Source organism: Streptomyces sp. NPDC097129, from assembly GCF_055668065.1.
Genome location: NZ_JBVOQE010000002.1, coordinates 19612 through 34331 on the forward strand (window position 1 = coordinate 19612; position 14720 = coordinate 34331).

The window sequence follows — 14720 nt, forward strand, 5'->3', positions numbered from 1 at the left end:
ACTCGCCGTGACGGTGTAGGCGCGGGCGATGCAGCGCATGGCCTCGCTTACCCGCCCCGAAGGACTGCTGAGTCACCCACGGCAGTGACCGAGCGGCGTACGAGCGGGCAATGGCCGGCGAGTCCACGTTGTACGCCGTATGGCCCGGGGAGTGGTCCAGCCGCCTTCTCGTGATCGACGATCTGGACGAATACGCCAAGGCTCACGGCATCAAGCACGATGTGCAGCGGACAGGACTGACCGAGCATGCACCGGTCCGGTGGACCGAGTCGGATGACAAGCGGATTCCTCGCAGCCCCTGCATCGGCAACGAGGCGTGCTGGACTGCGGGTGCAAGATCGATAGTCTCGGCGCTTTCGCCGAGCAGATGTGGGACGTCCATCGGGTGGAGCCGCTAAGGCGGACCCGAGGGCACCACGGCTCCTTCTGGGTCCGCCGCGCGAGCCTGGCCGTCTGGCCGGCCTCGGTCAGGCGCGTACAGACGGTCCGCGAAGTCCTCAGTTTCGGCGTCCGCCAAGGACAGTGGGGGTAGCCTCGCAACTCCGCCTTGCAACGATCGTAGTGCAGCTGGAACCACTCACGCCGGTCCATGTCGGCTATCTCTCGCTGCAAACGCTCCACACGTCTTGTGATGCCGACGTACACCCTGGGGGCATACCTCGAGTTGCGAAGCCTGCCTCCGGACACCTGTGATGGAGATCCATGTCGGCCACCCATCGCCGCGCGGTGCGGCCCTTCTTCCAACGATTGCAATCTTCGCAGGCCGGAACGGAGTTCCACCAGACGTCTGCCCCGGTATCGGCGATGGGCTTCTCGTGGTCAATCGTGGTAGCCGCGGAACGACCGCAGTAGACACACAAGCCCCGATGCGCCGTCAGGACCATGAGCCACTGCCGTGTCTTCTGCTTGCCTCGCTCTCCGCGACGGATCTTGTCCATCACACCCCCTCCGTTGCTGCAGGCTGATCAACGGCGATCGTAGGAGGCGGCACTGACATTCGAGAGCGAGCCGGACGTCGCGGTGGACGTCCGCGCTCCCCCGTCTCCGAGGCGGCGCGCGGGGCGACTTTTTCAAATCCAACCTCAGCACCGCCCCGACTCGATACCGTGTCGCTCCAGTCGACTGGCGGGGGCTCACATGAAGTATGGAGATGTCCACTACATGGCTGCGCGGGACGCCATGGTAGCGATTCTGAAGGGGTGGGCCCGGGAGGGCCGGACCGACACCTACAAGGCGCTGAGCGAGGCCGTGGCACCGGAGCACCGGGTGCACTATCACAGCCGGATGATGTCGCTTCTGCTGGCAGACGTCTGCCGCAGGGACAGCACCGGTCCCGAGCCGATGCTGTCAGCACTGGTAGTCAATGGATCCAGCCGGAAACCTTCCGACCAATTCTTCGAGCTGGCCGCTACCGAGTTCCACCGTCGGGACCCGGACTGGACATGGGAGTGGGAGCGGGATGCAGTGTTTGACCGTTACCGCAGCCCGGTTTCGCGGTGAGTCCACTGGGGGGTATCGCTCGGCTGCCATGCACATCCGCCGTGCAGGGCAAACACCCACCGTGCACGGCTCCAGGTTGGAACCCGCTGGCTACACCGCATCCTCTCGTGGCAACGGCGGTAAAGGAGATGGACGCGATGACCGCCTCTCAGGCGTTCTCGTCATGGATCCGTGCACCCAGATCCTCTGCCCACTCCAGCGCCCACGCCTTGAGTTCTTCGATCTGCCGGGGGGTGAGCCCGTACGCGGTGTAGTCCTCATCCTCGTACCAGTCCGCGCCGATCAGCCGGTCCCGGAGATCTTCGAGGCTGAACTCTTCGCGGGCGCGACGGCGGCCCAGGGATTCGAGGTCGGCGGTGGAGCGGTGACGGGAGGCAGCCTGGACGTCGATGAGGTCGCGGACGGTGCCGCGGTCGGCGAGGGCACGGACCTTGGTGCCGATCACGTCGTCGAGGGAAAGAACGGGGCCGTAGGGGGTCAGGGCAGGCGGAGCCCAGAACGCCTCCTTGAGGACGTCGACCTCGCACTCCTCGCCGGTGTCCGGATCGGTGACGAGGAACCGGCCGCTGAGCGGATCGGTCTGGACGTGCGTGGTTCGCCATCCGCGCGCGCTGAGGCCTGCTGTGAGTGACGCGACGATCTCCTGCATCGGAGCGGGGTTCTCGGTGGCGACGTCGAGGTCACGGCTGAAGCGTTCGACCAGGCCGTGGGCCTGAACGGCGTATCCGCCGGTAAGGACCAGTGGATAGGGGGAGCCGAGGTCGAGGATGTCGGCGAGGAGCCGCTCGTGGAGCGGAGTGAGCTTCACCCGGCGGTCGTGTCGGCCGGAGCGGTGCGGAGCAGCTCGGGGAAGGCGTCCTCCCAGACCTCGCGGATGTAGGGACTGATCAAGCGCCGCAGCACAGGCCACTGCTCGGTGAGCAGCCGGTGGTGCAGGAGGGCCACCAGGTCCTCACTCAGTCCTTCGGCGAGGACGGTCCGGTAGAGCGTCATGCGGGACTTCGGACGGTCCAGGCTGTAGCTCGTCCGCCCGGACCAGACGATGTGGAGCGGCAGATCCACGTTGCCCTCGACAGGGCCGGCCAGCTCCTGCAAGCGCTCGGGCAGTCGGCTGCGGTAGCGGTCCCGCAGCACCTCGGCGCGGGGTGCGGTGATCGTCGTGTCCATGCATCCAGTATCGCTGCTGGGAGGCGACGGCATGGCGGATACGGGCTCCCCCTGTCGTACGTACGGGTCGGGCGGCCGACCGCCCTCCCCTCGGACACCTCACCCAGTGGACGCCTAGCACATCATCGCCTACCCGCGCAAGCCCCAGGTGGCACGGCAACCGGCTGCCCCGCAGACCCGGAACCTGCCCCACTGCGGCGGCCCTCCGCGTGACCTACTCCGTCATGATCACCCGCGCCCGCGAGCGGGGACACGGCGTCACCTGGAGGGCGTGAGCGGCAGGTCGTCCGTGTAGGCGTTGACCGGCGGGGCGACGCGTTCGGCGCTTCGGACGTCGAGTGCGGCTTCCGCGGTCCTGGTGCCGAGCGCGCCGCGGGGGTGCCAGGTGCCGGTGACCGCCAGCCATGTGTTGGCGGGCGGGGCCTGGGTGCCGTACATCCGCACCTTCACGGTCTGCGAGTCGGCGGCGCAGCAAGTGAAGATGATCCGGGTCAGATACCAGCCGCCGCCGTGTCCGGCCGGGGTGGCGAAGCCGGTCATCTGGACGGTGCGTCCCTTGATGGCCCGGTCACGGTCCTGCTGGACCCGACCGGTGAAGTCGCCGAGGGTCACGGGCAGTGGTGAGGTCGCGGGCAGCGGGTCGAAGGCCTGCTGTTCCTTGACCGCCTTGTCGTTGGACCGCGCCGCCGTGTACGCGCCCAGTGCCGGCGGGGCGTAGAGGAGCAGGCTCAGCGCCGGGAAGAACAGCAGCCAGGCTACGCCGGGTACACGGGAGTGGTCGTGGTCGTGTGCATGGCCGACGTGTTCCGCTTCTTCGGCTTGTTCGGTGCGTTCCGTGTGTTCGGCGTCTTTCCCGGCCCGCACCGCGCTTGCCAGACCGAGGAGCAACAGCACAACCCCTGAGACGATCAGCAGCGGGCGCAGCCCCTCTTTCACATAGCGCAGGTAGAGATCGGTGAAGAGCGCGGCGTGCAGCAGGCCGATGCCGGTCAGGGCCAGGAGCAGTGCCTGTGCGGGGCGTTTCACAGCAGTGCCCCTCCGATCAGGGCGCTCGCGGAGATCGCCACGACGGTGGTCGCCGTGGAGAAGCGCCAGGCGAAGGCGCGGCCGAAGGTTCCCGCCTGCAGGGCGATGAGTTTCAGGTCGACCATCGGCCCGACCACCAGGAAGGCGAGCCGCGCGGTGGGCGAGAAGCCGGTGAGTGACGCCGCGACGAAGGCATCGGCTTCCGAGCAGACGGCGAGAACGACGGCGAGCCCGGCCAGGAAGAGCACCGACAGCCACGGGGAGGCGGAGAAGGTGTCCAGGACGGAACGCGGCACCATCACGTTGAAGGTCGCCGCGGCCATGGCGCCGAGGACGAGGAAGCCGCCGGCGTGCAGGAAGTCGTGCCGGCAGCCCTGCTGGAACTCCCGCCAGCGGCTGTGCCCGGGATGGTGGCCGGCGTGCCGGGCGGTGGGCCTGAGCCACTCCTCCCTGCCACGCCAGAGCCACAGCCAGCCCATCACGGCGGCGGTGGCGAGCGAGGCCAGCAAGCGGGCGGCGACCATCGCGGGGTTGCCGGGGAAGGCGACGGCGGTGGCAGTCAGCACGACCGGGTTGACCGCCGGCGCGGAGAGCAGGAAGGCGAAGGCGGCGGCCGGGGTGACACCGCGGCGGATCAGGCTGTTCGCCACGGGGACCGATGCGCACTCGCAGCCTGGCAGCACCACCCCCGCCGCGCCGGCCACCGGAACGGCGAACGCGGGCCGCTTCGGCAGCACGCGCGTGAACAGGTCGGCCGGCACGAACGCATTGATCGCGCCGGACAGTGCGGTGCCCAGCAGGAGGAAGGGAAGCGCCTGGACGGTGATGGCCAGGCACACGGTCCGCCAGGCTTGAACGGCCGGGTCGTTCAGCCGCACGGTGCCTGTGAGAAGAAGCAGAAGCGTCACGCCGACTGCGCTCGCGACGACGGCTGTGAAGGGCCACCGCGGTCGGCGGCGGGGCGCGATGGGGCCGGCGGAAGCGACTGCCACTCCTGCCACCCGGTCTACCAGTTCATCCGTTTTCTGCATGTTTACTCCGGATGTCGGTGTCTGACCGACCATAAGCCGAAGCCGAACCTCAACCCCGCCCACACGCCGCCCATGAGGAGGTAACACCAGAACGCATGAATCAACGTTCACATGGACATGGATTTCATTTTCACCTACCGTGGAGCCGTACCGACTCGGCGACGGCTCAGGGGTGATGCGCCATGGGCAGCAGGGCGACGCGGCAGCGGAAGGCGGTCCTGCACGCCCTTGCCGGGTGCCAGGACTTCGTGTCCGCCCAGGAGTTGCACGCCCTGCTGGCCGGCGCCGGCCACTCCATCGGCCTGACCACGGTCTACCGAGCCCTGCGGGACCTGGAGGCGGAGGGCGGCGTGGACGTCGTACGCGACGAAGTGGGCGGACGGCTGTACCGGCAGCGGCCGGCGGACGGCCACCGCCACTACCTGCTGTGCCGGGACTGCGGGCAGAGCCGGCCCGTCGGCTCCGACGTCGTGGAGGAGTGGGCGGCCGTGGTCGCCGCCGCGACCGGCTACGCCGCCGTCGAGCACACGGTCGAACTCACCGGCATCTGCACCGACTGCCAGCCCTCCGGAGACGAGCCGTCCGGAGACGAAGGAGAAGCGTCATGCCATGGGAGCCCCTGGGGCTGCGCCCCGGTCATCCCGCGCCGAGCCCGCAGCTGCGCGAGCTGAAGGAGTGCGTGCGCAACCTGCTGGGACTCGACGACGACACCGCCGTCATGATCCGCCAGCTGGCCTGTACCGAGCCGGGCTGCCCGCCGCTGGAGACCGTCGTCGTCGTGCTGCCGATGGAGGGTGCGGCCCGCCGCTGGACCCTGCACCAGCCCGCCGACCAGATCACCGAGCAAGACCTCCGGGCCGCCCTGCGCAACCCTGAACAGCACGACTAGGAGATCTACTTGACCACCCTGGAACCCTCCGAACCTCGCGATGAGCGGGTGCCCGTCACTGTCCTGACCGGCTTCCTCGGCTCCGGCAAGACCACCCTCCTCAACCGCATCCTCACCGAGAACCACGGCCTGAGGATCGCCGTCATCGAGAACGAGTTCGGCGAGGTCGGCATCGACGACGCCCTCGTGCTCGACGCCGAGGAAGAGATCTTCGAGATGAACAACGGCTGCATCTGCTGCACCGTGCGCGGAGATCTGATCCGCATCCTCGGCGCGCTGATGCGGCGGCGCGAGAAGTTCGACCACATCCTCATCGAGACCACCGGCCTCGCCGACCCCGCTCCCGTCGCCCAGACCTTCTTCATGGACGATGAAATCGCCTCCCAGCTGCGGCTGGACGCCATCGTCACCCTCGTCGACGCCGCGCACGTGCTCCAGCACCTCGATGAGGTGAAGCCGGACGGCGTGGAGAACGAGGCCGTCGAGCAGATCGCCTTCGCCGACCGCGTCGTCCTCAACAAGACCGACCTGGCGGACGAGAGGACGATCGCCGAGGTCGAGGCCCGCATCCGGTCGATCAATGCCCCGGTCCAGGTCCTGCGGGCCCAGCACGCCGCCATCGAGCTGCACCAGATTCTCGACGTGGGCGCGTTCGACCTGGAACGGGTGCTGGCCGACGACCCGGCCTTCCTGACCGACAGCGAGCACCAGCACGACACCACTGTCACCTCGGTGGGCATCGAGCTGAACGGCGAGCTCGACGAGGACCGGCTCAACGCCTGGCTCGGCCAGTTGCTGCGTACCAAGGGCGTGGACCTCTTCCGCTCCAAGGGCATCCTCGCCATCGCCGGAGCACCGAAGCAGTACGTCTTCCAGGGCGTGCACATGCTGCTCGACGGCACCTTCGGGCGCGACTGGCGGGAGGGCGAACCGCGCACGAACAAACTGGTGTTCATCGGCCGCGCCCTCGACCGGGAGGCCCTCGAGCGCGGTTTCGCCGACTGCCTGGCCTCGGCGGGAGCGGTCGCGTGAGTACGACGGTGCAGTCTCCGCCCACCTGGGACGTCGGCGTCGACGATGCACCCGTCGCCCTCAGCGCACGCGGCGGTCTGATCGCCGTCGCGGGCGCCGAGGGGACCGTGCAGGTTCTCGACGCCGCGCTGGGCGCCGAGGTCGGATCCTTTGGCCTTCCAGGCGGTGCGCTCAGGGTTGAGCTCGCCCCGGATGCGGGGCATGTGGTGGCGACCGGCCCCCTGGGGTACGCGCTGTGGCGCCGCTCCGACGGCCGTACGACGGTGCGGGAGTCCGGCGCCTGGTCGGCCGCCGCAGCCTGGGCCGACGACCACCGGGTCGCGGTCGCCTCCGGCCGTCGGGTGCTCGTACTCGACGCGGACGGCGACGAGTTGTGGCGGACGGAGCCCGCCGCGTCCACCGTCACCGACCTCGCCTGGATGCGGCAGGGGCGGCGCCTGGCCGTGGCCGCGTACGGGGCGGTGCGCTGCCACGAGCGGCACACCGAGACGCCGGTCGCCACCTACCCCTATGCGGGCTCGCACCTCGCGCTCGCCGTCGCGCCCACGGGGAGGTGGATCTGCAGCGGCAACCAGGACGCCTCCATCCACATCTGGCGCGCCCGCGACGGGGGCGAGCTGACCATGTCCGGCTACCCGGAGAAGGTCTCCCGCCTCGCCTTCGACGACACCGGCTGCTGGCTGGCAGCCGACGGCGCACCCGACGTGACGGTGTGGGACTTCTCCGGAAAGGGCCCGGAGGGCACGGCACCGCGCTCGCTGCGCCGCCACGAGACAGTGACGGCGCTCGCCTGGCGGCCCGGCGCTGGCGGGCACCTGGCCAGTGGCGGCACCGACGGGACCGTGGCCCTGTGGTACGCCACGTCCGGGCGGCCTCAGGCGCGTCTGCGGCCGGCTCGCGAGCTGAACGGGACCGGCGCCTCTGTCGCGGCACTGGCCTGGGCGGGACCGCACCTGCTGGCCGGCGCCTGGAGGGACGGCCGGATCCGGGCGTACGGCGTGCCGTCCCGGTCCGCGTTGTGAACCGGTCCGTGATCCGGGCGGCCGCTCCCCGGCCCTGCACGCTCGTCGTCTGCCGGGGGTGCTGCTGCGGCAACCCGCGCAGGCACCCCGGCACCGACCACGCCTGGCAACTGGATCGGCTGCGCGCCGGTGCGGCAGAAGGCGGCCTCCAGGTCCGTACGACGGACTGCCTCGGCCCCTGCGACCAGGCCAACGTCATCGTCGTCCAGCCCTCCACCACCGGCCGCCGGGCCGGCGGCCGCGCCGTGTGGGTCGGCTTCGCCATGGATGACGACAGCACCGACGACCTGCTGCGGTGGGCGCGGGCCGGCGGACCCGGAATCGCCGAACCGCCGCCCGCCCTGGCGCTCCAGCTCATCCGCCCGCCGCGCGAGTCCCGCGCCCGCGCACGCCGATGACGCCCGCGTCGGCGGCCGCGATGCCCTCGCGGCCGCCCGGCTCGACGAGCCCACCGCCACCTCCGCCGCCGCGACGCTGCAAGCCCACCGGTCACCGGAGTTCCGCGACTGCTGAGCACGTCAACAGTTGGCAACGATTTTCACTTAGGGGCGGGCAAGCGTGGTTTTGACATTCATTTTCATCTAGCGTGTGGCGTGAAAACGTCGCCCCCCCCTCTGCTGGAGGAACCATGCCCCCGTCCCCGTCCCGGTGCCTGGCGCTGATAACCGGCGCATCCCTGGCTCTTCTGGCAGGCTGCAGCAGCTCGTCGGACTCTGGAAGCGAAGGGAGCTCCGCAGCCGCCCGGACCTCCTCGTCGGCCGTCCCGGTGGTCGCCTCGACCGACGTGTACGGCGATATCGCCCGGCAGATCGGCGGCGACCACGTCGCGGTCACCTCGGTCATCACCGACCCCAGCCAGGACCCGCACTCCTACGAGGCCAGCACCCGGAACCAGCTGGCCCTGTCCAAGGCGAAAGTCGTCATCGAGAACGGCGGTGGCTACGACGAGTTCATGGACAAGATGCTCAGGAGCGGCGGCAACTCCTCCGCCCAGCTGATCAACGCGGTCAAGGTCTCCGGCAGGACCGCCCCCGAGGGCGGAGAACTCAACGAGCACGTCTGGTACGACTTCCCCGCCGTTGCGAAGATCGCCGACAGTATCGCCTCCGCCCTGGGCAAGGGCGACCCCGCGAACGCCGCCACTTTCACGAAGAACGCGAAGACGTTCAAGGCGAAGCTGAAGCCGCTGGAGGCGAAGGAAGCTCAGATCAAGCAGGAGCACGGCGGCGAGGGGGTGGCGATCACCGAACCCGTGCCGCTGTATGTGATCCAGGCGAGCGGCCTGGTCGACAAGACGCCCGAGGAGTTCAGCCAGGCTATCGAAGAGGGCGACGACGTCTCCCCCAAGGTCCTGCAGGAGACGCTGGCACTGTTCACCGGCAAGCAGGTCAAGGTGCTGGTCTACAACGAGCAGACCTCCGGCCCCCAGACGGAGAAGGCCGAGCGGGCGTCGAAGAACGCCGGCATCCCCGTCGTACCCGTGACCGAGACCCTGCCCAACGGCAAGGACTACATCGGCTGGATGACCGCCAACGTGGACGCGCTCGCGAGCGCGCTGGACAAGTGAGGCAGCCGGGCATGGCCTCCGTGCCCCGGGCCCGCTCAACAATCGGCACCACCGCCGTGATCAGCCTGCGCGGCGCCGCCTTGTCCTACGGCGAGCGCACACTGTGGCGGGGCCTTGAACTCGACGTACTCCCGGGCGAGTTCCTCGCCGTCCTGGGCCCGAACGGCGCGGGCAAGACCAGCTTCATCAGAGCCCTGCTGGGCCGGCAGCCCCTGTCCGCGGGGACACTGACCGTCCTCGGCCGGCCCGCACGCGAGGCCGCCCGGCACATCGGCTACGTCCCCCAGCAGGCCGCCCTGCCCTCCCAGGCCATGCTGCGGGCCCGCGATCTCGTCCGCTTCGGCATCGACGGACACCGCTTCGGCCCACGCCCGGGTACCAGGAAGATCCGGCACCGAGTGGACGAGATCCTCGACGCGGTCGGGGCGTCGGCGTACGCCGACGTCCCGCTCGGCCTGCTGTCCGGCGGCGAACGCCAACGCGTACGCATCGGCCAGGCTCTGGCCACCGATCCGCGCATCCTGCTGTGCGACGAACCGCTGCTCTCCCTGGACCTGCACCACCAGAGGGCCGTCACCGACCTCGTGGACGCCCGGCGCCGCTCGCACGGCACGGCGGTGGTCTTCGTGACCCACGAGATCAACCCGGTGCTCGGCCTGGTGGACCGGGTGCTCTACCTGGCCGGCGGCGGCCACCGGGTCGGCACTCCCGACCAGGTTCTGACCTCCGAGTCTCTGTCCACGCTGTACGGCACGCAGGTCGACGTCGTCCGCGTCCACGGCCGGGTCGTGGTGGTGGGAGCGCCCGACGCGCCCGCCGACCCGCACCCTCTCGAGACCGACCAGACCGACCAGACCGACGGAGTGCGCCCATGACGCTCGCCGACGGGATCTGGCACCAGGTCTTCGCCTTCGACCACTACGGCGAACTGCTGGCGCTGGTCCGCAACTCCCTCATCGCCGGCGTCGCGCTCGGCCTGGTCGGCGGCCTGGCCGGAGTCTTCGTCATCATGCGTGACCTGCCGTTCGCCGTGCACGGCATCAGCGAGCTGTCCTTCGCGGGCGCCTCGGCCGCGCTCCTGCTGGGGGCGAACCTCGTGGCCGGCTCGATCACCGGCTCGCTCCTCGCGGCCGGCGCGATCGGCGTCCTGGGCACCCGAGCCCGCGACCGCAACTCGGTGATCGGCATCATCATGCCGTTCGGCCTGGGGCTCGGTGTGCTCTTCCTCGCCCTCTACAAGGGCCGGGCGGCCAACAAGTTCGGGCTCCTCACCGGTCAGATCGTCGCCGTGGACACCCCGCAGATGACCTGGCTGCTCGGCACCTCTGCCGTCGTGCTCCTCACCCTCGCGGTCATATGGCGGCCGCTCGCCTTCACCAGCGTCGACCCCGACGTCGCCGAGGCCCGCGGGGTACCGGTGCGTGGCCTGTCGATCGCCTTCATGCTCGTACTGGGACTCGCGGTCGCCCTGTCGGTCCAGGTCGTCGGTGCACTACTGGTCCTCTCCCTGGTGGTGACACCTGCCGCGGCAGCCGCCCGCGTCACCGCCTCACCGGTCCTGCTGCCCCTGCTCAGCGTGGTCTTCGCCGTTGCCTCGATCGAGGGCGGCATCCTGCTCGCCCTGGGAAGCAGCGTCCCCATCAGCCCCTACGTCACGACCATCTCCTTCACCCTCTACGTCGTCTGCCGGCTTGTGGGCGGCTACCGCAGCCGACGGTGGGGAGCAGGGAGGCCGGCCTCCCCCGGACTCACCCACCCCGCACCCAGTTAGTAATGACTCTCATTTTCATGTAGCGTTCTGCGCGTCTACTCAGGAGGACCCCATGGCTGTTCCCAAGCGGAAGATGTCCCGCAGCAACACCCGTCACCGCCGCGCCCAGTGGAAAGCGGCCACGCCAACTCTCGTCCCGGTCACCGTCGACGGCGTCTCCTACCTGGTGCCGCAGCGCCTCGTGAAGGCGTACGAGCGCGGCCTGCTGCGCCCCGAGTGACTGATCTCTCGATGCCTTCCGAGTCTTCCGAGCCTTTCGGGCGACTGCCCGTCACCGTCCTGTCCGGCTTCCTCGGCGCGGGCAAGACCACCCTCCTCAACCATGTCCTCGGCAATCGCGAGGGCCTTCGCGTCGCGGTCATCGTCAACGACATGAGCGAGGTCAACATCGACGCCGCCCTGGTGCGCGGCGGCGAGGCGGCCCTGTCGCGTACCGAGGAACGACTGGTCGAGATGACCAACGGCTGCATCTGCTGCACCCTGCGCGACGACCTGCTTCAGGAGGTCGACCGGCTGGCGCGCGAGGGCCGTTTCGACTACCTGCTCATCGAGTCGTCCGGCATCTCCGAACCCATGCCGGTGGCCGCGACTTTCGCCTTCGCCCGCGACGACGGCGCCACCCTCGAAGAGGTGGCCCGTCTGGACACCATGGTCACGGTCGTGGACTCGGCGAACTTCCTGCGTGAGCTGACGACGGGCGACGAGCTCGTCGAGCGCGGCCTGGACCAGTACGAGGACGACGAACGCACCGTCAGCGACCTGCTCATGGACCAGGTCGAGTTCGCCGACGTCATCGTCCTCAACAAGCTCGACCTCGTCGACGAGGAGTCGGCCGGCCGGCTGCGCGCGACGCTCGCCCGCCTCAACCCGGCCGCGCGCCTCGTCCCGGCGGTCCACGGCCGGGTGAAGGCCGACGACGTACTCGGCACCCGGCTGTTCGACCTGGAACGGGCCCAGCAAGCGCCTGGCTGGGTGCGGGAGCTGAACGGCGACCACGTCCCCGAGACCGAGGAGTACGGAATCTCCTCTACCGTCTTCCGGGCCGGACTGCCTTTCCACCCCGGCCGGCTGTGGGCATTCGTGACCGAGGGACTCGACAGCGGCGCGTACGGGCGGATCCTGCGCTCCAAGGGCTTCTTCACGCTGGCCAGCCGGCCGCAGGTGACGGGCCTGTGGTCACAGGCCGGCTCGGTCGCACGTTTCGATCCCTCCGCCGCCCGTGACACCGACGGCCCCGAGTGCCAGGAACTGGTCTTCATCGGCACGCACCTGCGCGCTGACGCCCTGCACGCGGCACTGACCGACTGCCTCATGGCCGACGGTGAGACCCTGCCGCCCGGCGACCCGTTTCCCGCGTGGGACACCTACAACATCGACGGCACCTGCGAGCACGAACTCGTGTCGGCCGTCTGAGAACCCCGGGCCGGGCGGCGAACGCAGCCACGGCGCCGCCCGGCCCGGCACAGGCACTCGATGTGCCGGATCCTCACGCCGACTGCTGCACCTGCGGGCCGGGGCCCGGCCTGCGCACAGCCTCCGTCACCGGCATGCGGCTGTCCATGTGCCAGACGAAGTAGCGAGCGGCCGTCGTCGTCCAGGGCATCCCGTTCCTGTTGCTGGGCACGGTCGGTCGTCTCCGCCGCCATCGGCGCCTTCGTCCCCGAGCGGGACTTCAGCCGGCCACTCCCCCGCAATCAGGCCCTCGCCGTGCCCGTCGCGGGCGCCGCCGGTGCCGTACTGCCCGGGTGTGCGAATGCGGGTCCGTCCCGGTGGCCGGCAGCCTGATGCGGTGCGGGGTCGCCCCGGCCGCTGCCCTCTGGCCCGGCTCGTGGAGTCGCTCGCCACGGCCGTGGTGATGGGCTGGCTGTGGGCGCGCTTCGGGCGGGGAGGAGTGGCTTCGGCTGCGCTGCTGGGTGGCGTGGCGGGAGTGCGGACCGCACGGGAGGTGTCGGGCGGCGACGAGGAGGCGGGCCCACACGGCCACGGCAACGCGGACCCGCACGACGGCCACGGGCACGCGCACACCCACACGGCCGGCCCGCGCGTCGCCTGGCTGGCTGGCTGCTGGTCTCGTGGTGAGCGGCGGACGCGACGACGGTGAAGGTGCAGGTCCGCGGCGCGGATGCCCCCGGCCGGCGACAGGCGGGTAACGGTCACGGGAACCTGGCGTCCCAAGGGCGAGCTGGGCTCGGAAGGGGCCCGGCCCCCGAGTTGGACTCGAAGACGGTCGGCCAGGTCGGAGAGCCGTCGAACTCGTATGAGAGGCGGTGACGGCGCCGGGGCGATCCTTTGGGCCGTGCCGGCTACCGGGTGCCGTAGGGCAAGAGACCCATCTCCCGTGCGTTCTTGACGGCCTGTGCCATCTGCCGCTGCTGCTGACGCGTCACATGGGTCACCCTGCGGCTGCGGATCTTCCCGCGGTCGGAGATGAACTTCCGCAGCAGGTCGGTGTCCTTGTAGTCGACATAGGTGATGCCGGCGGCGTCCAGCGGGTTGACGCGCTGGCGCTTGGCGGTCTGCCGCCCGCTGCTCGTGCGTCGGGGCATGGTGGGTCGGTCCTCTCTGTCAGGTCACTGGGTCGAGCAATTCGTCGAAGGCGTGCGGGAGTTGTTGCCAGCCTTTCCTGCCGGCCGCGTACTCGTCGTCGGTGAGGAGGCACGAGTCGAGCAGGGTCAGCAGACCGTCGCGGTCCAGGCCGGGCGAGGTGAAGGTGAGGTACTGGCAGCGGTCGCCGTGTTCGGGGTGCCAGTCCAGGGAAGCGGCGAGACGGCGTTCGGCGGGCACCATCTCCCACGCGGCGTCCGGCAGAGCGGCCAGCCAGGGACCCACCGACTCCACGCACGGGGCACCTCCCGCGGCATCCCAGGACAGCAGGGTGTCGGGGCGGTCGGCCAGCCAGAAACGCCCACGGCTGCGCGCGGCGGCACAGGTCAGGTCCTCCAGAGCGGCGTACAGACGCTGCGGGTGGAAGGGCCGGGTGCGCCGCCAGACGAGGGTGGTCACGCCGTGTTCGTCGCACTCCTGCGGCAGCAGCGCGCATGCAGGGTGCAGGCGGGCCGCGGCCGCCGCCACGTCGAATCCCGCCAGCAGAGCGGACCCCAGGGCCCCGCCGTTCACGCCCACCTTTCGCGCACCCGGGGTGAGCTGGGCGAGCAGAGCACGGTCGGTGTCGTCGGCGCTCTCCCCTGACGAGCCGTCGTCGACGACGGCGATCACCGTCGGGTGCTCCAACTGCCGGGCGAAGGTGTCGGCGACGGTGCGCTGGTCGGTCGGCGCGGCGGCGAGGCCCACGTCCGCCAGATCGTCACCGCTGGCGAGGTACGGCAGGACGAGTGCCGGGTCGACCGCGGTGGCGACGCCCGTCAGCGTCAGCGTGGCCCCCGCGGCGGCGATCACCGCGGCCATCGCCTGGGGCTCGACCGAGTCCCACAGTTCCACGACCGCCAGCCGGTACCTGCCCTCGTGCGCGAGCCGCAGCAGTTCGGGAACCAGGTCCTCACGCAGGGCACAGCACGCGCAGTCGTTCACCAAGGGCGCCTCGCCGCGGCTCAGCAGACCGTCGGCGTCGCGGACCGTGCGGTGTACCGCGCTGTCGACGGCGGCCGTCAGGTCGTGGTGCAGCGCGACCGAGCCGGGGACCGTTCGCAGGATCTCCTCTACGGCGGCGCGGCGGGCGTCGGCATGCAGCCCCGCGACGATCGCGACCGGCAGCCCG

General features: G+C 70.2%; 20 protein-coding genes and 1 pseudogene. 13 read left to right on the plus strand and 8 right to left on the minus strand.

Features of this window, described 5'->3' with window-relative positions; all coding sequences use genetic code 11:
* Positions 1–596: 596 nt before the first annotated feature.
* Positions 597–938 carry an HNH endonuclease gene (locus tag AC0B9F_RS05920; RefSeq protein ID WP_471999021.1) on the minus strand — a complete coding sequence of 114 codons (342 nt, stop codon included), beginning with the start codon at positions 936–938 and terminating at the stop codon, positions 597–599.
* A gap of 223 nt (positions 939–1161) precedes the next feature.
* On the opposite strand from AC0B9F_RS05920, the gene AC0B9F_RS05925 reads away from it, so the two are divergent.
* Positions 1162–1500 (plus strand): hypothetical protein, encoded by a 339-nt coding sequence (locus AC0B9F_RS05925; RefSeq protein WP_471999022.1) that lies wholly within the window; start codon positions 1162–1164, stop codon positions 1498–1500.
* A 148-nt stretch (positions 1501–1648) separates the two neighbouring features.
* On the opposite strand, the gene AC0B9F_RS05930 is transcribed toward AC0B9F_RS05925, so the two are convergent.
* From AC0B9F_RS05930 to AC0B9F_RS05945, 4 genes are all read right to left on the minus strand, one after another.
* The gene (locus AC0B9F_RS05930) at positions 1649–2308 is read right to left on the minus strand and encodes a nucleotidyl transferase AbiEii/AbiGii toxin family protein (protein ID WP_471999023.1); all 660 of its coding nucleotides are present in this window, start codon (positions 2306–2308) and stop codon (positions 1649–1651) included.
* The gene (locus AC0B9F_RS05935) at positions 2305–2667 is read right to left on the minus strand and encodes a hypothetical protein (protein ID WP_471999024.1); all 363 of its coding nucleotides are present in this window, start codon (positions 2665–2667) and stop codon (positions 2305–2307) included. Before AC0B9F_RS05935 ends, AC0B9F_RS05930 begins: the two co-directional genes overlap by 4 nt.
* Positions 2668–2925: 258 nt before the next feature.
* On the minus strand, positions 2926–3693 hold the full coding sequence (locus tag AC0B9F_RS05940) for a TIGR03943 family putative permease subunit (protein WP_471999025.1): 768 nt from the start codon (positions 3691–3693) through the stop codon (positions 2926–2928).
* Positions 3690–4592: a permease gene (locus AC0B9F_RS05945; protein WP_472000834.1), complete on the minus strand. Its 903-nt coding sequence runs from the start codon at positions 4590–4592 to the stop codon at positions 3690–3692. The genes AC0B9F_RS05940 and AC0B9F_RS05945 overlap by 4 nt, the downstream gene beginning before the upstream one ends.
* A 314-nt stretch (positions 4593–4906) precedes the next feature.
* Here AC0B9F_RS05945 and AC0B9F_RS05950 point away from each other — a divergent pair, with 314 nt between their 5' ends.
* The 10 genes from AC0B9F_RS05950 (at position 4907) to AC0B9F_RS05995 (ending at position 12418) form a co-directional block, all read left to right on the plus strand.
* A complete protein-coding gene (locus tag AC0B9F_RS05950; protein ID WP_471999026.1) occupies positions 4907–5395 on the plus strand; it encodes a Fur family transcriptional regulator in 489 nt (162 codons plus the stop codon).
* A gap of 8 nt (positions 5396–5403) precedes the next feature.
* On the plus strand, positions 5404–5613 hold the full coding sequence (locus AC0B9F_RS05955; RefSeq protein WP_471999027.1) for a hypothetical protein: 210 nt from the start codon (positions 5404–5406) through the stop codon (positions 5611–5613).
* A gap of 9 nt (positions 5614–5622) precedes the next feature.
* The gene (locus AC0B9F_RS05960) at positions 5623–6645 is read left to right on the plus strand and encodes a CobW family GTP-binding protein (RefSeq protein WP_471999028.1); all 1023 of its coding nucleotides are present in this window, start codon (positions 5623–5625) and stop codon (positions 6643–6645) included.
* On the plus strand, positions 6642–7667 hold the full coding sequence (locus AC0B9F_RS05965) for a WD40 repeat domain-containing protein (protein ID WP_471999029.1): 1026 nt from the start codon (positions 6642–6644) through the stop codon (positions 7665–7667). The genes AC0B9F_RS05960 and AC0B9F_RS05965 overlap by 4 nt, the downstream gene beginning before the upstream one ends.
* On the plus strand, positions 7664–8065 hold the full coding sequence (locus AC0B9F_RS05970) for a (2Fe-2S) ferredoxin domain-containing protein (protein WP_471999030.1): 402 nt from the start codon (positions 7664–7666) through the stop codon (positions 8063–8065). The genes AC0B9F_RS05965 and AC0B9F_RS05970 overlap by 4 nt, the downstream gene beginning before the upstream one ends.
* A 230-nt stretch (positions 8066–8295) precedes the next feature.
* Complete coding sequence (locus tag AC0B9F_RS05975) at positions 8296–9234, plus strand: metal ABC transporter solute-binding protein, Zn/Mn family (protein ID WP_471999031.1); 939 nt, start codon at positions 8296–8298, stop codon at positions 9232–9234.
* Positions 9235–9245: 11 nt separating this feature from the next.
* Entirely contained in the window at positions 9246–10109 is an 864-nt protein-coding gene (locus AC0B9F_RS05980) for a metal ABC transporter ATP-binding protein (RefSeq protein WP_471999032.1), read from the plus strand.
* Positions 10106–11005, plus strand: coding sequence for a metal ABC transporter permease (locus AC0B9F_RS05985; RefSeq protein ID WP_471999033.1), 900 nt, complete (start codon positions 10106–10108; stop codon positions 11003–11005). Before AC0B9F_RS05980 ends, AC0B9F_RS05985 begins: the two co-directional genes overlap by 4 nt.
* Before the next feature lie 52 nt (positions 11006–11057).
* Positions 11058–11225, plus strand: a complete 168-nt coding sequence (gene rpmF, locus AC0B9F_RS05990; protein WP_471999034.1) for a 50S ribosomal protein L32 — start codon at positions 11058–11060, stop codon at positions 11223–11225.
* 11 nt (positions 11226–11236) lie between these two features.
* Complete coding sequence (locus tag AC0B9F_RS05995) at positions 11237–12418, plus strand: GTP-binding protein (RefSeq protein ID WP_471999036.1); 1182 nt, start codon at positions 11237–11239, stop codon at positions 12416–12418.
* Positions 12419–12491: 73 nt separating this feature from the next.
* Here the strand turns inward: AC0B9F_RS05995 and AC0B9F_RS06000 are convergent, their stop codons facing one another.
* Entirely contained in the window at positions 12492–12629 is a 138-nt protein-coding gene (locus tag AC0B9F_RS06000) for a hypothetical protein (RefSeq protein WP_471999037.1), read from the minus strand.
* On the opposite strand from AC0B9F_RS06000, the pseudogene AC0B9F_RS06005 reads away from it, so the two are divergent.
* Positions 12589–12909 (plus strand): annotated as a pseudogene (locus AC0B9F_RS06005) (permease); the annotation flags it as partial. The gene AC0B9F_RS06000 and the pseudogene AC0B9F_RS06005 overlap by 41 nt on opposite strands.
* The gene (locus tag AC0B9F_RS06010; RefSeq protein WP_472000930.1) at positions 12795–13106 is read left to right on the plus strand and encodes a hypothetical protein; all 312 of its coding nucleotides are present in this window, start codon (positions 12795–12797) and stop codon (positions 13104–13106) included. The pseudogene AC0B9F_RS06005 and the gene AC0B9F_RS06010, both read left to right, overlap by 115 nt.
* Before the next feature lie 202 nt (positions 13107–13308).
* On the opposite strand, the gene rpsR is transcribed toward AC0B9F_RS06010, so the two are convergent.
* Together rpsR and AC0B9F_RS06020 are read right to left on the minus strand one after the other, a co-directional pair.
* Positions 13309–13551: a 30S ribosomal protein S18 gene (rpsR, locus tag AC0B9F_RS06015; protein WP_471999039.1), complete on the minus strand. Its 243-nt coding sequence runs from the start codon at positions 13549–13551 to the stop codon at positions 13309–13311.
* Between the two features lie 19 nt (positions 13552–13570).
* Positions 13571–14716 carry a GTP-binding protein gene (locus AC0B9F_RS06020; RefSeq protein ID WP_472000837.1) on the minus strand — a complete coding sequence of 382 codons (1146 nt, stop codon included), beginning with the start codon at positions 14714–14716 and terminating at the stop codon, positions 13571–13573.
* Positions 14717–14720: the final 4 nt, after the last annotated feature.

Excerpts from the sequence above, each read along its gene's own strand:
- AC0B9F_RS05920 (WP_471999021.1), bottom strand. The coding sequence starts at position 938 with ATGGACAAGATCCGTCGCGGAGAGCGAGGCAAGCAGAAGACACGGCAG.
- AC0B9F_RS05925 (WP_471999022.1), top strand. The coding sequence starts at position 1,162 with ATGGCTGCGCGGGACGCCATGGTAGCGATTCTGAAGGGGTGGGCCCGG.
- AC0B9F_RS05935 (WP_471999024.1), bottom strand. The coding sequence starts at position 2,667 with ATGGACACGACGATCACCGCACCCCGCGCCGAGGTGCTGCGGGACCGC.
- AC0B9F_RS05950 (WP_471999026.1), top strand. The coding sequence starts at position 4,907 with ATGGGCAGCAGGGCGACGCGGCAGCGGAAGGCGGTCCTGCACGCCCTT.
- AC0B9F_RS05975 (WP_471999031.1), top strand. The coding sequence starts at position 8,296 with ATGCCCCCGTCCCCGTCCCGGTGCCTGGCGCTGATAACCGGCGCATCC.
- AC0B9F_RS05980 (WP_471999032.1), top strand. The coding sequence starts at position 9,246 with ATGGCCTCCGTGCCCCGGGCCCGCTCAACAATCGGCACCACCGCCGTG.
- AC0B9F_RS05985 (WP_471999033.1), top strand. The coding sequence starts at position 10,106 with ATGACGCTCGCCGACGGGATCTGGCACCAGGTCTTCGCCTTCGACCAC.
- rpmF (WP_471999034.1), top strand. The coding sequence starts at position 11,058 with ATGGCTGTTCCCAAGCGGAAGATGTCCCGCAGCAACACCCGTCACCGC.
- AC0B9F_RS05995 (WP_471999036.1), top strand. The coding sequence starts at position 11,237 with ATGCCTTCCGAGTCTTCCGAGCCTTTCGGGCGACTGCCCGTCACCGTC.
- rpsR (WP_471999039.1), bottom strand. The coding sequence starts at position 13,551 with ATGCCCCGACGCACGAGCAGCGGGCGGCAGACCGCCAAGCGCCAGCGC.